Raw genomic sequence first — 20,287 nt, 5'->3', positions numbered from 1 at the left:
AACGATATTGCGGATCATTTGGACACATGAACGATGGCAAAAGGCACCATACTCGTTGTTGAAGACGAGGAAGACATCCTCGAACTTATCAGCTTCAATCTGATCAAGGACGGGTACACCGTCGAACGCGCGCGCAGCGGGGAAGAAGCGCTGCAGAAGGCGCGGCGCTCGCCACCGGATGCGGCGATACTCGACATCATGCTGCCGGGCCTCGACGGCCTCGAAGTGTGCCGCGCGTTAAAAAGCGGGGCCGGCACCGCCGGGGTACCCATCCTGATGGTGACAGCGCGCACCGAGGAGGCCGACATCGTGACCGGCCTCGAGATAGGCGCCGACGATTACATCACCAAACCCTTCAGTCCGCGCGTGCTGCTTGCGCGCCTGAAAACCATTCTGCGCCGCAAAGGCGCGCCGGGCGCGGACGCCGCCACGCAGCCGTTGTCGGTGCATGAAATCACCATCAATCCGCTGCGGCACGAAGTGACCATCGCGGGCGAACAAGTCGAGCTGACAGTGACGGAGTTCCGCGTGCTGCAGTTCCTGGCGACACGTCCCGGCTGGGTGTTCACACGCGCGCAGATCGTGGATGCCGTGCGCGGCGACGGCTATCCCGTCACCGACCGCTCCGTCGACGTGCAGATCGTGGGACTGCGCAGAAAACTCGGCGCGGCGGCGCACTATGTCGAAACCGTGCGCGGCGTCGGCTACCGCTTCAAGGAATAGAGGATGAGCAAACGGAGCATGTTGCGGCGCTTACCCCTGTCGCTTTTTTTTCTCGCCGTCGTGGCGCTGGCCGCGTTCGTCTGGCATTCGACCGAGTCGCTGAAGGACCTCGTCACCGACCACATGCGCGACGAGTTGCACGCGCGATGTTACCTGGTGGAGAACCGCATGCACTCGCTGGGCGCAGCGGGGGCGGCGTCGAAGGATGTGCAGGCGCTCACGCGTGAACTCGCCGCGGGCGCCTCGGGCCGCATTACCATCATCGCGCCCGACGGCACAGTACTGGGCGATTCGATGGAGGATCCGGCGCGGATGGAAAACCATGCGGGCCGGCCCGAGATCGCGTCGGCACTGCGTGGCGAGCGGTCGTGGTCCAAACGATTCAGTCCGACCTTGCAGGTCAACATGCTCTACGTCGCGCGGCCGATCCGCTCCGGCGGACGCATCACGGGCGTGGCGCGTCTGGCAGTGTCGCTGACCGCGGTCGACGAATTCGCGGCGATGCTGCAGCGCAGCGTCATCATCGGCGGCGTGGTGTTTGCGTGTGTGTCGGCTCTGCTCATCGCCGTGTCGATACGGCGCATCACGCGTCCAATCGCGGCATTACGCGAGGGTGCCGAGCAGTTCGCGCGCGGCAATTTCGCCTACCGCCTGCCCATCGGGGAAACCGATGAGGTCGCGACGCTGACCGATGCGATGTCGCTCATGGCGCGGCAGCTCGATGAACGCATTCGCACGATACTGCAGCAGCGCAACGAGCAGGAGGCGGTGCTCTCGAGCATGGCCGAGGGGGTGATTGCCATCGACACCGACGAGCGCATCCTGAACATGAACGCGGCCGCGGGCCGGCTGTTCGACGTGGATCCACGCACCGCGAAGGGCCGTGCCATACAGGAAGTTGTGCGGAACATCGACGTGCAACGCTTCGCCGCGCGCACACTCGAGGCGCTGGAACCCGCTGAAGGGGTGATCACGCTGCGAGACGGCGAGGACCGCCACATACAGGCGCACGGAAGCGTGCTGCGCGACGGCGACGGCAGGGCGATCGGCGCCGTGATCGTGACCAACGATATAACGCAGCTCCGCCGCCTCGAGAATGTGCGCCGCGATTTTGTGGCCAACGTCTCGCATGAACTCAAGACACCCGTGACATCGATCAAGGGTTTTGTTGAAACTCTGCAGGATGGTGCAGCAGAGGATGCCGCCACGCGCGATCGTTTTCTGGCGATCATCGCGAAGGAATCGGACCGCCTGCACAACATCATCGAGGATCTGCTGAGTCTCTCGCGCATCGAGCAGGAATCCGAGCGCATGGAAGTGCTGCTCGCGACCACGTCCGTCTGCGATGTTGTTACCTCCGCTGTGCAGAGCCGCGCGGCGATCGCCGCCGAGCGCTCCGTCCACATCGACATCACCTGCGATCCCGCGCTGCGCGCGCGCGCAAACGCGCAACTGCTCGAACAGGCCGTCGCGAATCTGGTGGACAACGCGATCAAATACAGCGACACCAACACACGCGTGGCCGTGCGCGCCGAGCGGTCGTCGGAGGGCGTGCGCATACAGGTGCAGGATCAGGGACGCGGCATCCCCGCCGAACATCTCGGGCGCATCTTCGAACGATTCTACCGCGTCGACACTTCGCGGAGCCGCGCAAGCGGCAGCACCGGACTCGGCCTTTCGATCGTCAAACACATCGTGCAGGCGCACGCGGGCACCGTGTCCGTCGAGAGCGTTCCCGGCGCGGGCAGCACCTTCACCATCATCGTGCCTCCGGCGGTCTGACCGGGACTTCGGCGCGAGGCCATTCACGTACAACACAGGAAGATCATGTCTCTGCATTTTCATCGCGAAATAGACCGGTTGAAGAAAAAACTTCTCGCGCTCAGCGCCATCGTGGAGGAGGATCTGGCCATCGCCCTGCGCTCGATGCGCGAGCGTGACGTGGATCTGGCGCGCCGTGTCATACACACCGACGCGGAGATCGACGAGATGGAAATTGACGTCGAGGAGGACTGCCTCAAGATCCTCGCCCTCTACCATCCCGTCGCGGGCGACCTGCGCTTCATCGTGTCGGTACTCAAGATGAACAATGAACTCGAACGCATCGGCGATCTGGCGAAGAACATCGCGAAACGCGCCATCACCCTTGCGGGCTCGGGCGCGACACAGATTCCCCCGCAGATCGACCTGCTGGGCGAGCGCGCTCTGACCATGTTGAAGAAGGCCCTCGATGCGCTCGTGACATTAAATGCGGACCTTGCGCGCGAAGTGTGCAAACTCGACGACGAGGTCGATGCGTTAAACAAGGAGATGTTCCGTCTGATCCGCGACCGCCTCCGCGCAGCCGAGACCGATGTGGATGCGGATCTGCAGATCATGCTCACCGCGCGCTATCTGGAGCGCATCGCGGATCATGTGACAAATATCGCCGAGGACGTGGTGTATCTCGCCGGTGGAGAGATTATTCGACATCAGGGGAAGTAGCTGGGAGCTAGGAGTTAGGAGTGGGGAGTAGCGCGGGGAAATTCGTATCATTGTATGATGGAGCGACGCGCAGGAATAACGGCGACGGGATTTGTGTACGATCCCGCGTATCTGGAACACGACACGGGATATTCCCATCCGGAATCGGCGCAGCGACTTGAAGCGATAGTCGGGCATGTCGCGGAAACGGGCTTGTATGACCGCTGTGTCCCGATCGATGCCGTGCCCGCGCCCGAGGAGGCGATCATTCGCGCGCATTCGGCACGGCACCTGGCCCATGTGCGCGAGATATGCGCGCAGGCACCCTTCCGCGCGGATCTCGACACGCCGGTCTGCAACCGCTCGTACGACGTGGCGCTGCGTGCGGCCGGCGGTGTGATGTCCGCGTGTGACGCCGTTGCGGGCGGATCGATCACAAACGCCTTCTGCGCCGTCCGGCCTCCCGGTCACCATGCCGAGCGCGAGCGCGCGATGGGATTCTGCCTCTTCAACAACGTGGCCGTCGCCGCGTCGCATCTGCGCGCGGTTCACGGAATACGCCGCATCCTCATCGTGGATTGGGACGTGCATCACGGCAACGGCACACAGAACATCTTCTACGACGATCCGGACACATTGTTCTTCAGCATACATCAATCACCCCTGTATCCTGGAGGCGGCGCGGCATCGGAACGCGGCGCGGGCGCCGGCGAGGGCGCAACCATCAACGTGCCCGTCGCGCCCGGTTCGGGCGACGAACACTACCGCGAGGCCTTCGAACGCGTCCTGCTACCCGCGGCACGGACCTTCGCGCCCGAGTTTGTGCTCATCTCGGCCGGCTTCGACGCGCACCGCGAGGATCCGCTCGCGAACATCAACCTGAGCACCTCGTGTTTTGCCCATCTCACTGTGCTCGTCAAGGATATCGCGCAGCAGAGCGCGGGCGGACGCATCGTGTCGGTGCTTGAGGGCGGCTATGCCCTCGACGCGCTGGCGCGCAGCGCCGCGGCGCATCTCCGGGCGTTGATGTTTTGAACGGCGCGTCCGTCACACACGGGAAGCAGCGGCGCGCGGTGCTGGCCGCGCTCGGGGCCGTGCTGCTGTGGTCCACCGTAGCGACGGCGTTCAAGCTCAGTCTCGAGGCGCTCACCGTCGCGGAACTGCTCGCGTTTTCATCCCTCGTTTCGTTCCTCGCCCTGTGTGTCGTGATTCTGTTCCGCCGCGCGCCCGCGGGCCTGCGGCAGTGGCCGCTCCGCGAGTACGCCCATTCCGCGCTGCTGGGCCTCATCAACCCCTTCGCGTATTACCTGGTATTGTTCAGCGCCTACGACCGCCTGCCCGCGCAGGAGGCGCAGCCCCTCAATTACACGTGGCCGCTTGTGCTCGCCCTGTTCTCGACGGTGTTCCTGCGCCAGCGCATACGGCGCGGCGTCTATGCCGCGATGGTGGTGAGCTTTGCGGGCGTGTGGATCATCTCGACACGGGGCGACGTGTTTGCGCTGCGATTCTCCGATCCGCTCGGCGTGGCCCTCGCGATGGGCAGCTCCGTTCTCTGGGCCGCGTATTGGATGCTGACCATGCGCAGCACGGCCGATCCCGAGGAGAAACTTCTCGTCAACGCCGGCTTCGGATCACTGTACACATTGCTGTTTCTTGCCATCACGGAGGGGCTCCGCGTACCCTCGCTCGCGGGCGCACTGGGCGCGTCGTATGTGGGAGTGTTCGAGATGGGACTCACCTTCGTGTTGTGGCTGCGCGCCCTGAAACTCAGCAGCACCACCGCGCGCGTCGGAGCCCTCGTGTACCTGTCGCCGTTCCTCTCGCTGGTACTGATACACTTCGTGGTGGGGGAAGACATCGCGGCGAGCACCCTGGTCGGACTCGTCCTGATCGTCGCGGGCATAGCGGCGCAGCAGGTGATCGAGCGTCGCTCGGCCGCGGCGGAACACTAGGCCGCGGACGATTTTTCTTGCACGCGTCGCGCGGCGCGTGTAGTTTCCGCCTGTCAATCACGGAAACCCTGTATGCCATCCTTTGCATTCGACGTCAAATCCATCGTGCTCTACGGCGCGGCGTTGGTGCTTGCCGTCCTGTTCATCTATCTCTGGAGGAAGAAAGATTTCCTCTCCTCGTTCGAGGGAGGCAAGTGGTATCTGACATGGTTCGCCATCGCGATCATCACCCTGATGGACGAACTCACATCGATCTTTTACGCGCCGAGCGAGGCGCATCGTTTCATCGGCGAGAGCGCCATCTTTTTTATCGCCTTCACGTCGGTGCTGATGCGCATCCTGTCGAACCGCATGACAGAGATCGCGCAGATACTCGAACACCACAACATCCGCGGCGGGGGAGTGTACTCGTTCTCGTATCTCGTGCTCGGTCCCACGGTGAGCTTCATCGCCGTCTCCTCGATCTTCGTCGACTACGTCCTCACCGCGAGCATATCCACCGTCAGCGCGGTGCAGAACGGCCTGGCCTTCCTCGACATCTCGCACGGCACGGCGATGATACTGAACTTCGGCATCGTGTGGCTTGTGGCCGGGCTCAACATTCTCGGCATCCGCGAGAACGCGCGATTCACCTTCGGGATATTCACCTTCGCGGCCTTTGTGCTCGTGCTGCTCGTGCTGTCGGGTATTCTCGCGCTGGACAACAGCGCGGCGACCAAGATCGCGGGCAGTGTGACCGGAGTGTTCGAACGTTTCGGCACACTCGACCTCGGCGCGCTCACCGTCGACATGGGTTTCGTGATCATCGGCGTCTCGAGCTGCATCCTCGCCTACTCCGGAATCGAATCGGTGGTGCAGACCGCCGGTCTTGTGCGCTCGTGGCACGACATCCGCAAGGCCTACCTGTTTCTCGCGCTCACCGTGGGCATCTTCACACCGCTCATATCCATGCTCACGCTTTCTTCTCCCATCAATCTGGCGGAACACGAGACCGATCTCATCACCGCGTACGCCGCCATGCTGAACGGTCCCGTGTTCGGCATCGTGGTGGGCGCCCTCGCCAGTTTCACGCTGACCATGGCCGTGAACACCGCCTACGTCGCATCGAGCGAACTGCTCGAGCGTGTGGCCGAACGCTACTCGTTCCACTGGCTCACAAAGACGAACAGCCGCCAGAGCTTCTACCGCATCCATCTGTTAAGCGCGGTGCTGTTCTCGGTGATCATCCTCATCACGAGCGGACAGCAGGCGCTGCTCGCCGAGATGTACGCGATCGGACTCATCGCCAGCATGGTGATCAACATGGGATCGTTGATCGTGTACCGGTATTTCAAGGGCACGCGCGACATCAAACATTATTTCACACACCGCTCGCTCACAGTGCTGCTTTTTCTTATCCTCACCGCCTGCCTGCTGTACCTCGCATACGAGAAGCCGTACGGACTGACCCTCTGGGCCATCGCAACCGGCGTGTTCCTGGTGGCCGGACTGAGCATCGCGCGACGGCGGCCTCCGGAGAAACCCGAGCTCCTCGCGAGCGACAGTCCGCTCGACCTCGTCACCTATCTCGGATCCTCCGACGAGGACGAGATACATCTGTATTTCCGGCGTCCGCGTGAAAACAACGTGCTGCGGAAGTCCGACACCTCGAAGGCCTACGTGAGTTTTTACTCCCCGCGCGAGGGGATTCCCGCGCGTCTCACCGAGAACCACTTCCGTTTCCCGTTCTCGCTGCAGAGCGTGTACAAGAGCATGTGCACCATCATCAACGTGCTACAGTACGAACTGCCGCACAAGAAACTCACCGTGCATCTCGGCTGGCCCATGTCGTCGTGGCTCGACCGTTTTTCGATCGGCGTGCTGGTGATGAACATGATGCGGCTGCCGAGCGAATACCCCGACGTCGCGTTCCGCATCGAATACGAGCGGCGTTCGCGCGGCTGAGAGCGCGGCGACGATGGCCGCACTTTCCGACGTACGGCGCTTGCTTTCACCCTCATTATCCCGCATCTTTGTCCCATTATCTCTCCTCGTGCCCCGTTTTCCCGATCCGGGATTGGGACGTCTTCCGGGAGGCATGAATCGAATGCCGCCGGCCGGACATCAGCACAGGACTTGCGCCTGATCGAAGCGCATTTTTCCGCGGCAATCACGCATCAACACTGATACAACCATCGACGGAGGAAGACTAGACTCATGGAACTGACACTGATTCTCGGAATCAGCGTTCTGGGCTTGCTGTTTGCGACGTGGCTGATACGCGACGTACTCAAACGCGACACCGGCACGCCCCAGATGCAGGAGATCTCGAACGCGATCAAGCAGGGCGCCGAAGCGTTCCTGCGCCGCCAGAATCGCACCATCATCTGGCTCGCGATCGCACTTGCCGCGCTTATCTACATATTGTACGCTTTCGTGCGCGCGCACAACGCGAACGATCCGACGACCTCCGCATCGGCACTCGCGCTGTGGACGACCATCTCCTTCATCCTCGGCGCACTCTGTTCCGTCGCCGCGGGATACATGGGCATGTGGGTCTCCATCCGTTCCAACATCCGCACCGCCGCGGGCGCGCTGAAGGACATGAACAGCGCCTTGCAGCCGGCTCTGCGCGGCGGCGCCGTGTCGGGCTTCTTTGTTGTGGCGATGAGCCTGCTCGGCGTAGCCGGCCTCTACGCCATCGTCGACTGGGCGGGCGTGGCGAAAGCGCCCGAGAATATTCCGCTGCTCATCGTCGGCTACGGTTTCGGCGCGAGCTTCGTGGCGCTGTTTGCGCAGCTCGGCGGCGGTATCTACACCAAGGCCGCCGACGTCGGCGCGGATCTCGTGGGCAAGGTCGAAGCCGGCATTCCCGAAGACGATCCGCGCAACCCGGCCGTGATCGCCGATCTTGTGGGCGACAACGTGGGCGACTGCGCGGGCCGCGGCGCCGACCTTTTTGAATCGACCGCCGCCGAGAACATCGGCGCGATGATTCTGGCCGCGGCGCTGTACCGCGAAAACATGGCCGCGTTTCAGGAGCACGGACTCACACTGCTCAGCGTGATGCTCTTCCCGCTCGTCGCGCGCGCATTCGGTATCGTCGCCTCCATCATCGGCGTGCTCTCGGTGCGTGTCAGCGAGACCGAGGATCCGATGAAGGCCCTCAACCGCGGATACTACGTCACCTCCGTGCTCGCCATCATCGGCTTCTTCGTCGCCTCGCGATGGCTGCTCGGAGCGGATTATTACTTCAACTTCTTCCTGTGCGGTCTCATCGGCGTCTTGACGGCGCTGGCTTTCGTGTTTATCACGCAGTACTACACGGAATACCGGTACCGTCCGGTGAAGGAAATCGCGAAGGCCTCGCAGACCGGACCCGCGACAAACATCATCAGCGGCATCGCCATCGGCATGGAGTCCACCGGTTTCCCGATCCTCGTGATTGCTGCGGCCATCATCGGCGCGTATTTCCTCGGGCAATCATCGGGTCTGCACGCGGGCCTCTTCGGCACCGCCGTCGCAACGATGGGCATGCTGGGCACGGCCGCGTACATCCTCGCGATGGACACCTTCGGACCGATCACCGACAACGCCGGCGGCATCGTCGAGATGAGCCGTCAGTCGCATGAGATCCGCGAGCGTACCGACCGTCTCGATTCCGTCGGCAACACGACCAAGGCCCTCACGAAGGGTTACGCCGTTGGATCCGCCGCTCTGGCGGCCTTCCTGCTATTCAGCGCGTATCTCGACGAGATCAAGGTGTACATGCCCGAGTTCGACTACGTGATCAACCTGAACAAGCCCGAAGTGTTTGTCGGCGCCATGCTCGGCGCAGTGCTCGTGTTCCTCTTCTCGTCGATGGCCATCAAGGCCGTGGGCAAGGCGGCGTACGCGATCATCAACAACGTGCGCGAGCAGTTCAAGAACAATCCGGGCATCATGCTCGGCACGTCGAAGCCCGACTACGGCCAGTGTGTGGACATCGCCACCAAGGCGGCATTGCGCGAAATGGTCGCTCCCGGTCTGCTGGTTGTGGGACTTCCAATTGTTGTCGGTCTCGCCTTCAAGGCCCTCTACTACTCGTACGGCAAGGATCTGCTCGGCATTCATGCAGCAAGCGGCGCCGAAGTTGTGGGCGGTCTGCTGATGGTCGGCACCATCGTAGGCATTCTCATGGCGCTGTTCCTGAACAACGGCGGCGGCGCGTGGGACAATGCCAAGAAGTACATCGAGACGGGCGCCTATGGCGGCAAGGGCAGCGACACACACAAGGCCGGCGTTGTGGGCGACACCGTGGGTGATCCCTTCAAGGACACCGCGGGTCCGTCGCTGCACGTGCTCATCAAGCTGCTCAGCACCATCACACTCGTGCTTGCGCCGCTGTTCATCTGATCTTCTTCTCTTTCTTTCCAGAACCCACCCGTGCGATGTGCGGGTGGGTTTTTTTTTCGGAGTAGGGAGTGGGGAGTAGGAAGTAGGAAGTAGGGAGTAGGGAGTGGGGAGTAGGGAGTAGGAACGCGGAGCGACGAATCTGTGTCTCACTGAGCGGAGTCGAAGTGCGACGGAACTGTGTCTCACTGAGATCCAGCCAATTGCACTACCTCGGATCAATTGGTATTATACCTGTTCGTTTCTCTTGCTTCTTCGCAAACAGAGGGTATCCGATCAATGGCCATCCCCGATTTTCAGTCCATCATGCTCCCATTGCTTCGTGTCGCCAAGGATGGTGTGATCCGTGCTACAAAGGAATACCGCGAAAAATTGGCCTTGGAGTTTTGCCTTTCGGAGGAGGAACTCGACGCGATGCTTCCCAGCGGCGTGGCGCCGCTCTTCGCAAACCGGGTTGCATGGGCGATTGTGTATCTGCAGCGGGCCGGGCTTCTCGCACGACCAGCCCGTGGTAAGTATCATATCACGGAGGCAGGCCGGAAGGTGCTCTCCGAGAAGCCGGAGAAAATCAATATCAAGTATCTCAAACGCTTCGAAGTATTCAACACATGGCAGAATAAATCGGACCTTGAGACGGGAGATTCTTCAGTTGAACCGCAGCAGACGGCAACACCGGAAGAAATCCTCGGCGCTGCCTATTCGACAATTCGCAGCCAGCTCGCGACCGACATTCTCGAGCAGGTAAAATCCATGACGCCAAAATTCTTCGAACGGCTCGTGATCGATCTGCTGGTTGCGATGGGATACGGTGGAACGATGCAGGATGCGGGGAAGGCCATAGGGAAGGGCGGCGACGAGGGCATCGACGGCATCATCAAGGAAGATCGGCTCGGTCTTGATGTCATTTACATCCAGGCGAAGCGGTGGGATGGCTCCGTGGGTCGTCCCGAGGTACAGAAATTTGTTGGTGCGCTCTCGGGGAAACACGCACAAAAGGGTGTATTCATCACCACGGGAAGCTTCGCGAAGAATGCGGAACAATACGTCGCCACCATCAACACCAAGGTGGTTCTTATCGATGGGAAGCGGCTTGCGGAAATGATGATCGACTTCGACATCGGAGTTGCGACACGTGCGACGTATCGAGTGAAACGGATCGACAACGACTATTTCGTCGAGGACTAGGAGTTCGGCTACGCGCCCTGCGTGTGTGCCTCGCTGGCCATCTACCGATGTACCACCTAACTATCTACCAACTACTCATCAGCTCTCAGAGATCCTGTCTCGTGACGCAGCATGCCGGGTCTATTGGTAGACTTCTTCTTTCTTTTGTCTTGACACAAAAGAAAGAAGCAAAGAAAAAGTCAAGGCTGTAGAAAAATTCCGGCCAAAATCTCGCTTCGGCTCGCGGCGGATGCAAACTCGCCCCGCGGCCGCAGGCGGCCGCGGGTCTCAAACAAGCATCCGCCTTTGCTCGCCTCTCGCGGATTTTGTCTCGTAATTTTTCTCAGGCCGGGGTTGGATCTGGTGAGGGCGGTGTGGGCGATGCAGGGCGGTGGGGTCTGCTGCGTGTGTGTTTCGTAGCCATGTGGAAAGTAGCAACGTGACACGTTTCTACTTTTCGCGGGAGCGGGATCGATGCGGTGTGGAAAGTACGTGGTCCGCGAATCGTCTAATCGTCTAATCGTCCAATCGTCTAATCGTCCAATCGTCTAATCGTCTAATCGTCTAACGGTCTTTCTTCAACACGCATTCATCGCGCGAGCAGCATGGAACGGGATAAGGACGAGGACGGTGTGCTGAGACGGTAGAGGTACACGCCGCTGGGGAGGGAGCCGGCGTGGAAGACGACAGAGTGTTCGCCCGCGGCTTGTTCGGCATCCACGAGCACGGACAGTTCGCGCCCGAAGGTGTCGTACACCGCAAGATGTGTCCGCACTGTGGCGGGCAGGGAATACCGGATCCGCGTCATGTCACGGAATGGATTCGGCGTATTTGGCAAGAGGTATGGAGACGCAGGAAATGTTGTGGTCTGCTCGTGGGTTCCCGTGATGCGGATGGCCGGGATCTCCACGGTGTCCGTGGCCGAATCCACATTGGTGTCGTCGGTATATGCGAATACGGTTATTACGAGTCGACGCCGTGTCTCTCTGTTCTCCACATGGAGGAGCCATGAGACGTCGAGCGAGTCCTGTACCGGGATGTCGACTATCTTGCGCTGGTTTTGTGGTGTGTTCGGATCCACCCATACACCGGCCGGAGGCGGCACGACGATACCGAACTGCGTGGCCCTGCACTTCACGAAGCCGGTGTTCCTGACAGACATCAGAATCGGGAATGGATTCGGTTCGACATTCAATCCATCGCCGGTGACAGAAAGGGAATCCGGTGCGTGAATTTTAATGGCGACCTGCGGAAGCAAGCCTGGAAATCTCAGACTGCACAACAGTTGGATGCTGTCGAGCGGAGTCCCGCTTGAATCGCAGCCGCCGATCGTGTAGTCGAAATACACGGTGCGATCAGACTGATAGATTTGTGTTCCGCGGAACAGCCACGTCACGATGCAGGCAGTATCGCCGGGCGACAGGACAGGGAGTGGCGACGGGAGGTACACGCGCTGGGTCTGCGATGAGTCGGCGAATACACAATCACGCGGCATACGCATGAATACCGATGCGTTGTACGCCGGCGCGTTGCCCTCATTCGCAATAAGAATCCTGAACTCGAAGGGGAGATAACCACCGTGAATACTGTCGATCTGGATCGGCTTCATGCCGCCGTGCCCGATCATGTGCAGTTTTGGCTGCGCATGCAATATCACTGAGGCCGCGAGTAACACAGGCAGGGCCATGAGTACACGGACTCTCACAATGCACGATGCTCGAGGATTCATCTTTCTCACCCTTCGAAAGGCCATTAAAGTGGCATGTACATCAACAACACGATTTGTTCCGCCGGCGGTTGTTGTGATGGTCGGAAAGTTGTGCTCTCACCGTCGTACGACAATTGTTGCGGGCAATACCTGACTGCTTTCTACTTTTCACGAGTGCGGGATCGATGCGGTGTGGAAGGTAGCAAGGTGAAAAGTATCCACGTGACACGTATCTCCTTTTCACGAGTGCGTGATCGATGCGGTGTGGAAAGTACGTGGTCCGCGAATCGTCCAATCGTCCAATCGTCCAATCGTCCAATCGTCTAATCGTCTAATCGTCCAATCGTCCAATCGTCCAATCGTCTAATCGTCCAATCGTCTAATCGTCTAATCGTCCAATCGTCTAATCGTCTAACCGTCTTTCTTCAACACGCATTCATCGCGCGAGTAGCATGGAACGGGATAAGGACGAGGAAGGCGTGGTGAGACGGTAGAGGTACACGCCGCTGGGGAGGGAGCCGGCGTGGAAGACGGCAGAGTGTTCGCCCGCCACTTGTTCGGCATCGACGAGCACGGATAGTTCGCGCCCGAAGGTGTCGTACACCGCGAGGCGTACGTGTGTGGTGGCGGGCAGTGTGTAACGAATGGTGGTTGCGGGATTGTAGGGATTGGGAGAATTCTGTGAGAGTGTCGGCTCGGTCTTGAGCTGCAGCGCGGGGAGGCAGTCGCCGGAGACGATGTAGAAGCCGTCCTCGGTGATCAGGCGCAGGTCCGGCGCAGGAGCCGCATCGTCGTGCGAATTCATCGACGAGGCGAGCACACGTCCGCCCCCGCTTCCCCCCGCGGTGAAGATGTCGACAAAACGCAGCGAGTCGACAAAGGCGCCGATGGCCGTGGGTCCGCCCGTGTACACAACTTCGAATACCAGGCGCACAAGCAGCGCTTCGCGCCGCAGATTCAGCGGCGCCTCGAAGGTGTTGTCCTCGATGCGCACGATGGTCTCGCGCGACGGATCCGTACCACCCGCGTCACGCCACAGCGTGCTGCGCGGACCGTTCCAGCCGCGCCCCGTCGCGCTGTTCACACTCACAGCATCGATGAATCGGATCGCATCAGGATCGAAGGAGACGTTCAGCTTGTAACTCGTGATCTCGCGTCCGTACGTGGTGTCGACGAATATCGGCACGGATACTTTTTCACCCGTGCGTCCGGTGATATCGCGCGAGATACGCACGCGCACGGCCTTGGGCGCACCGTGAATGGTGACACGCCGCGCGCAACGGCTCTGCACAGCGTTCTCGGCGTTCACGATCACCTCCACGTTTCCCGTCACGTTCATCGGTTGCCGCAAGGGGCGCAGTTTCCACGACACACGCGCGCTTCCGTTTGGGGCAATGTCGGCGAGGGTGCGCACCGCGTTCTCGCCATCGTCCAACGACATGCCCGGAGGCGGAAGCAGCGTTGCGATCATACGCTGTGCGGATACAGCACCGCTGTTGGACACGTCGGCATGAATGACACACACATTGTACCTGTCCGCGTAACCCCGCGTACCGACATCGTCGCGAAAATCCTCGATCGAACGATCGAAGTACAACGTGTCTCCGGTGCGAGTCATCGATGTGGAGACCGCGCAGTGCAGATCGGGTGCGCCGAGCGCGGGAATGCCGACCACGGTGCTGCACTCGGCGGCCGGAGCGTCGTCGGACGTTGTGATGAACCGGAAGACCACATCACCACGCGACGTGCGCGGCTGCGCAACAACCTGCCACGATATCATGTCGCTGCTGCGGTGCGCCTCGAGGCGCGCCGCAAGGAAACGCTCGCTCGAATCCGCGAGGTACACGTCGTGTGTGGACGGGATGCAGCGGATGCTGACACGCGAGACGGGGCGCTCGCCGTTGTTGTGCAACACCGCCGTGACACGGAACGGATTCGGCTCGTATACAGCGCGTGTGGTATTCACGCGCAGTTCGGACGACTCGGCCGCGCAGTCGAGGGCCACTGTCGCAGCGCGCAACGGCGGCACATGTGTATCGTCGCAGCACTCGGCGCTGTTGCGGCGCGCATCCGTCACACGGAAACAGACGCGCAGCGTGCGTCCGCCCGGCTCGGTGTGTGCCGCGGGCCGCACGAGCCAGCGTGTGACAAACACGGAATCGACATCGAGGTCGCCCGCTGCATGCTCGGCCGTTTCTCCCTGTGCGAACAGAAGACCGGGAGGCAACAGGGCGGTGACACGCAGATCACGCCCCGTGGCCGAGCCGGTGTTCCGGATTCGCGCCGTGATCTCGAACGGATCGGGCACGTACCTGCCGCCGTCGGGATCGAGACCCAGCGTGTCGGGCGACGCACAGTCGATGCCGTACAGCGCTGTGCGCGCCGCGGGCACGTACACCGGCACCCGGCACTCGCCGATGATGAGGCGGTGGCCGAGTCCGCCGCGCCCCTGTACCTGATACACGAGCGTATCCCAGCCGCCCACACTGCGCGGTAAGGCGGTGATGTGCCACACATGTTTCACGGAATCACCCGACGCAAGACGACCGTTGATGCCGACTGTGACGATGGGTGAGTCGTCCGCCGGAGTAAAGCGCGGCGGACCCACAAACAGCAGCACACACTGCTCCGCATCGGTTTCACCATCCTGATAGACGGTGCTTGTCACCGTGAACGGATTCGGCACATAGTCGTCGATGCTCTCGTTGAAGACGAGCCGTTCCGGATTTGCCGTGCAAGACATCCGAAAACTCGGCCGCCGCTCGTGCAGGACAAAGATGGGGAGTTCACAGATGACCGGCGCCTGTCCCTCCGCCACAAGCAGCACACGCACAGTGTCGTAGCCGTCACGCTCGCGTGTGTTCATGTGCAGGAAGAACGGGGGATTGTTCAACGAGTCGACGGCCACTGTGCTTCCACCGCGCACGTCTCCGTATTCACGAAGCGCGGGGGAGAGGATGTTGAACCGTGTGTCCTGCAGTACCATCGCGCGCACACTGCGTGCGGTCGTGGAGCCGCTGTTGTGTATCGTGAGGCCGATGGCGAAGGGATTCGGCGTGTAGTGATCGGTGTCGAAGTAGATGGTGTCGGGTCCCGTCAGCGCGCAGCCCAGCACAACGTCGGGAGGCCTGGGGGCAAGCGCCACCTGCACACCGCAGCGTGCGTCGGAGACGACAACATCCTTGTTGGAGTAGGAAATTCCATACGCTATATCGTGCCGCAGACCATCGGCCGCGGCCGCGGTGGCGCGGAACCTCCACTCCACGATGGCGCTGCCGTTCGGGAATATCAGAGGCACCATGCGCGGATTGCTGTTGTCGGGGAAGGACGGATCGAATTCTTGCAACGCCGCCAGCGTCGAATCGGCGAGGCGGATCGCCACCGAAAGATCGAGCACGGGAAGCGGACCCGCATTATGCAGCTCGGTGCTGATTGTCCACACGGCCGCAGTGTCGCGCACACCGTCAGGCAGCACGTGCACATCCGACGGCGTCGCGATGGTGTTACACCGGAGCAGTGTGGTGACGGCGGGAATCCGCACCATCCGTTCACATTCGACGGGGAAGTTGTCGCTGTCGATCGCCACGGCCGAGATCGCGAGGTTGCGCGGCGTTCTCTGCGCGTCCACAAACATGAGCCAGTCCACCACAATCGAATCGCCCGGTGCCAGCACACGATTCACCACACGCACACGCGGCGTGTTGGGATCGAGTCTGAGTCCGTCGGCCGTGGGGTAGCGCAGCGCGATGTTTTGGATGCTGATCATCTGCCTGCTGCTGTTCCATACACGGTAGGTGATCGGAAACGGATTCGGTGTGAGATCCGCTCCGGATGCGTCGACTGAAAGCGAATCGGGCAGCGTGATCTCGCAGAGCAGATCCGGCGCCTGCCCGGGTACACGCACACGGCACCACGTTTCGTTTGTATCGATGGGCACGCCGTTCTCCGCCACCGAGGTGACAACAAAACGGAAATCGAGGAAGCGGTCGCGTTTAGGAACCGCACCGTATTTCACGGGCCAGGACACGCTGGGAATCGGATTCCCCGTCTTCCACGGTGCGAGCGGCGAGGGGAAATGCCTGCGGAGCGAATCGGCCGGATCGGCGAGCGATACGTCGGCGGGCAGGTACAGCGTGGCGATGGTGTTGTACGCGGGCACGCGGCCGCGGTTGATACACGTCAGGCGCACATCGAAGGGATTCGGTGCATACGTTCCCGCCGAGGACTCGTAGTGCAGCGAATCGGGCACGGTGCAGAGCAGAGTCAGCTCGGGCAATTTCGACACCGGAGGTACGCAGATCTTCCCGCGTGTGGCGAACACCTTGAGACAGCCGCCGGTGAACAGCCAACTGCCGATGTTCACCTCGCAGCACGTCGTGTCTTTGCCATAGGGTTCATAGGGCCGGAAGACAAGTTCGGCGAGCAGGGCCGGGAGGTCGGTGGTGGTGATGCTGCGCTGCTCCGTGGTGCGCACGGTGACGAGTCCGGCACTCCGGTCGACGGTGTATTTGATCCCGGCAAGCGGCGATGTAACAGGGAAGCGGAACGCGCGAAATTCCATACACGCGGGATCGTACTGGAAGGTGATGGTGGATGGGAATAACAGATCGTCGGTGAGCGGACTGAGGAGTTGCAGCGGAATCGTGATGTCCTCTCCGTCGATGCCTTTTTCGGATCCGAGCCGCATGGTGATGGCGCGTGCCATGCTTGAATCGTAGGGCGCGATGTACGTGCGCGTTTTTGTGTCGCTTCCCGAGCAGAGCAGCGCGGTGAGATCCACCGAGCGCAGCGGTTCGCCCTTGCCCGTGCAGCGCGCCTTGTAGGTGATGATACAATCCTGTGCGCCGCTGATCGCGAAGATAAGCGACTCATAGACGTCGATCAGTTCTTCCGGTCTGCTGACATCGATGTAGGTTCCGCCCGTCTCGGTGGCGAGCCGTTTTAATCCTGACGTGGCATTCGCACCGAAACCGATGGTGTAGACGGGGATCTTGGCCGCCTTTGCGTACGCGATGGTCTGATCCAACGTGTGTGACGATCTGTTGTCCTGCCCATCGGTCAGGACTATCACCGCGCGACAGGGATTCGAGGCCTTGTTCATCACCTCGGTGATACCCATATACACCCCGTCCCACAACGCTGTGCCGCCACTGCTTTGTCCTGCATCGATGGCCGCGCGCAGGGCGGATTTGCTTGTCGTCATGCCTTGATGAAGCGTCACGCCGTTGGCGAACCAGATGACCGCGGCCTCGTCCTTCACGCCGTCCATAAGATCGACGAACACCTTCCCGGCTTCTTTCACGATTGCCACACCGCCGTTTCCCATGCTGCCGCTGCCGTCGAAGACCAGTGCCACGGAGACGGGGCAGGAGAGCAGAGAATCGGGGCACCAGAGTTCGAAGTCGCCGATCTTCTCCCCGTTTTCATACACCGTGAAGAGACTCTTGTCGGCCGTGGTGATTCGTTTCCCGTTGCAGCGCACCGAAAAGTGCAGCGCGATCGTCGGCCAGTTGCTGACGATCTTTTTGAAGTTCAGCGTCGGCTGCGCGGACGTTCCTGTGGGGAGGAGGAGACAGAGTCCCAGGAGGAGCGGGAGCACGGTGTGATACAGCGCATACACACGATTCATGGGAAGCTCCTTGTCCACGTGACGGATCCGAAGCAGTCGGTGATACAGGCACCAACCTAACGATATATTTTGTACACCGGGAGGAAAAACTTCGCCTTTGTCGAAGCCGATCACCGTCGGGCGCGCCGTTGGGCGGCCGGTGAGGAGCGGTGAGCGCGAGGCGAGGAGCGTCGCATGTGCCGATCAGAAACAGCGGTAACACACAATATTAAGGACAATTTCGCGTGGCCGAACCTGACCGGTGCAGCCAGGTTTGTGAGATATTTTATGTTCGACACCGCACACCATGACCACGACACGGAGCATCTGTAGTTTGAGACGAGTCATCACGAATCTGACAGAGTACTTCCCGTATGCAGCACGGCCGCATCCTGGAGTGTGCGCATCTATACCCTTCCGCGTGCGAGAACACGTCAGGAGCTGAACAGCGTACATTATCGTCCCGTCAGCAGACATTATGTTCACGTCACAACGCATCCTATCGTCTGCGAGACGATCTCTGGAACCGGTGAGACAACATCCCAGTCGCAGCGTCCTGACATCCACACCCCAGCGCGCGTACATGTACACCGGTGCGAGGTTACATCCACATCGCGGAAGCTGATATTATTCCCGCGCGAGGGAACATTGTGGACCGTGCGACCAGACATCATTTCCGCGCGCGTGTACATTGTGGACACAGCGCGATGACAATACACACGTGACATGTAACACGTGACACGTAGCAAGTAACACGTTCCACGTTTCTACGATCAACGTGGCTACTTTCCACGTGACTACTTTCAACAGAGCCCGGACCGCAGCGGAGGGCGACATGACGTGACACGTAACACGTAACCACGTTCCACGTTCCTACTTTCCACGTGGCTACTTTCAACGGAGCTCGAGCGAAGCGAAGGGCGACATGACGGAGCCCGGAGCGCAGCGGAGGGCGGTACATGCCAGCCCCGGGCGTAAGCCCGGGGGGACGACGCGTGCCAAGCGTCTTTAATAAGCCCGGAGCGAAGCGGAGGGCGGCACAAGAGGCTGCGAGTCAAATGCAGGCACAGAATCGTGTACCACTTGGATTCTCTCTAGAAATGGAACGAGTAATATTTACAGCCGTGCTGCTTCAAGAGAATATATATAGCGATTTTCTAGGAGAAGACTAATATATGTCAAACCTTCTCCATCATTCGAAATGACTTCATCGTTCTTGATTCGAAAGATTATCGTCTTAACGATTCTATAATTCATCTGTCGCCCTTCGCTTCGCTCGGACTCCGTTGAAAGTAGCAATGTGGAAAGTTGCCACGTGGATCGGTGAAACGTGGAACGTGGATACGTGTTACGTGTTACGTCCTGTCGCCCTCCGCCTCGCTCCGGGCTCCGTTTTGTCGCCCTTCGCTGCGCTCGGGCTTTGTTGAAAGTAGCAACGTTGAAAGTAGCCACGTTGATCCTAGGAACGTGGAACGTGGATACGTGTTACGTGTGACGTTCCGTCGCCCTTCGCTTCGCTCTGGCTCCTGGTGTCGCCCTTCGCTGCGCTCCGGGCTCCGTTGAAAGCAGCAACGTGGAAAGTGACCACGTGGATCGTAGAACGTTGAACGTGTCACGTATTATGTGGAACGTGTAACGACCATTGTACCGCCCTCCGCTGCGCTCCGGGCTCATCCTGTCGCCCTCCGCTGCGCTCGGGCTCCGTTGAAAGTAGCAACGTGGAAAGTAGCCACGTTGATCGTAGGAACGTGGAACGTGGATACGTGTTACGTGTTACGTTCTGTTCCTGTGTCGGACACCTAGTATACGAGGAACAGCGTGTTGCGACGGGTTGTGGCGGTGGTGAGCTGTACGTGATATACGCCGGGGGGATAGGTGCGGAGGGAGATGGTAGATGTGGTGTTCGAACCGGATTGCGCGGGATTTGTTGACTGCCGGTGCAGGATGCGGCCGTGGAGGTCCGAGATCACAAGCTCGGCGGGAGCCGCCGCGGAATACACGATGGACACCTGCTCACGGGCGGGATTGGGATAGACGACGAGATCCTGGAACGACTTCTCGGTGTCTTGTGGCTGCTCCACTCCCACCAATCGCGAATCATATACAATCAACTTTCCGTCCGCTGTCAACGCGAAAAGATGCTCCCCGGCTTTGCTCAACCAACGGACGGGATGCGGGTACTTCTGAACAGACAGATGAGTGAGTGTTTCTCGATCCAGCCTGCCTTCGGAATACATATTTGGCGATGTACAGCGTATCTCCCAGATACTGGTATCGCTCAACAGATACCCCATCCGC

Annotated in this window: 11 protein-coding genes; 8 read left to right on the top strand and 3 right to left on the bottom strand. The window is 60.4% G+C overall.

Annotated elements, in window-relative coordinates:
- Positions 1-33 precede the first annotated feature (33 nt).
- The 8 genes from HY962_11455 (at position 34) to HY962_11420 (ending at position 10,694) form a co-directional block, all read left to right on the top strand.
- Positions 34-723 carry a response regulator transcription factor gene (locus HY962_11455; GenBank protein MBI5647538.1) on the top strand — a complete coding sequence of 230 codons (690 nt, stop codon included), beginning with the start codon at positions 34-36 and terminating at the stop codon, positions 721-723.
- Between the two features lie 3 nt (positions 724-726).
- Positions 727-2,505 (top strand): PAS domain-containing protein, encoded by a 1,779-nt coding sequence (locus HY962_11450; GenBank protein ID MBI5647537.1) that lies wholly within the window; start codon positions 727-729, stop codon positions 2,503-2,505.
- Positions 2,506-2,550: 45 nt separating this feature from the next.
- Complete coding sequence (phoU, locus tag HY962_11445; GenBank protein MBI5647536.1) at positions 2,551-3,207, top strand: phosphate signaling complex protein PhoU; 657 nt, start codon at positions 2,551-2,553, stop codon at positions 3,205-3,207.
- A 75-nt stretch (positions 3,208-3,282) separates the two neighbouring features.
- On the top strand, positions 3,283-4,221 hold the full coding sequence (locus HY962_11440) for a histone deacetylase (GenBank protein MBI5647535.1): 939 nt from the start codon (positions 3,283-3,285) through the stop codon (positions 4,219-4,221).
- The gene (locus tag HY962_11435; GenBank protein MBI5647534.1) at positions 4,218-5,138 is read left to right on the top strand and encodes a DMT family transporter; all 921 of its coding nucleotides are present in this window, start codon (positions 4,218-4,220) and stop codon (positions 5,136-5,138) included. The genes HY962_11440 and HY962_11435 overlap by 4 nt, the downstream gene beginning before the upstream one ends.
- Before the next feature lie 72 nt (positions 5,139-5,210).
- Positions 5,211-7,082: an APC family permease gene (locus tag HY962_11430; GenBank protein MBI5647533.1), complete on the top strand. Its 1,872-nt coding sequence runs from the start codon at positions 5,211-5,213 to the stop codon at positions 7,080-7,082.
- 252 nt (positions 7,083-7,334) lie between these two features.
- Positions 7,335-9,512: a sodium-translocating pyrophosphatase gene (locus HY962_11425; protein MBI5647532.1), complete on the top strand. Its 2,178-nt coding sequence runs from the start codon at positions 7,335-7,337 to the stop codon at positions 9,510-9,512.
- A gap of 276 nt (positions 9,513-9,788) precedes the next feature.
- Positions 9,789-10,694, top strand: coding sequence for a restriction endonuclease (locus tag HY962_11420; GenBank protein ID MBI5647531.1), 906 nt, complete (start codon positions 9,789-9,791; stop codon positions 10,692-10,694).
- 568 nt (positions 10,695-11,262) lie between these two features.
- Here the strand turns inward: HY962_11420 and HY962_11415 are convergent.
- The 3 genes from HY962_11415 to HY962_11405 all read right to left on the bottom strand — a co-directional run bounded on the left by HY962_11415 (position 11,263) and on the right by HY962_11405 (position 20,070).
- Complete coding sequence (locus HY962_11415; protein MBI5647530.1) at positions 11,263-12,378, bottom strand: T9SS type A sorting domain-containing protein; 1,116 nt, start codon at positions 12,376-12,378, stop codon at positions 11,263-11,265.
- Positions 12,379-12,817: 439 nt separating this feature from the next.
- On the bottom strand, positions 12,818-18,010 hold the full coding sequence (locus HY962_11410; GenBank protein MBI5647529.1) for a VWA domain-containing protein: 5,193 nt from the start codon (positions 18,008-18,010) through the stop codon (positions 12,818-12,820).
- 1,778 nt (positions 18,011-19,788) lie between these two features.
- Complete coding sequence (locus HY962_11405; protein ID MBI5647528.1) at positions 19,789-20,070, bottom strand: T9SS type A sorting domain-containing protein; 282 nt, start codon at positions 20,068-20,070, stop codon at positions 19,789-19,791.
- Between the last annotated feature and the right edge of the window lie 217 nt (positions 20,071-20,287).

The sequence above is a fragment of the Ignavibacteriota bacterium genome, from assembly GCA_016218045.1.
Taxonomy (GTDB): domain Bacteria; phylum Bacteroidota; class Ignavibacteria; order SZUA-365; family SZUA-365; genus JACRFB01.
Note: the sequence above shows the minus strand (reverse complement) of the source record. Positions and strands in the feature narration are given on the sequence as shown.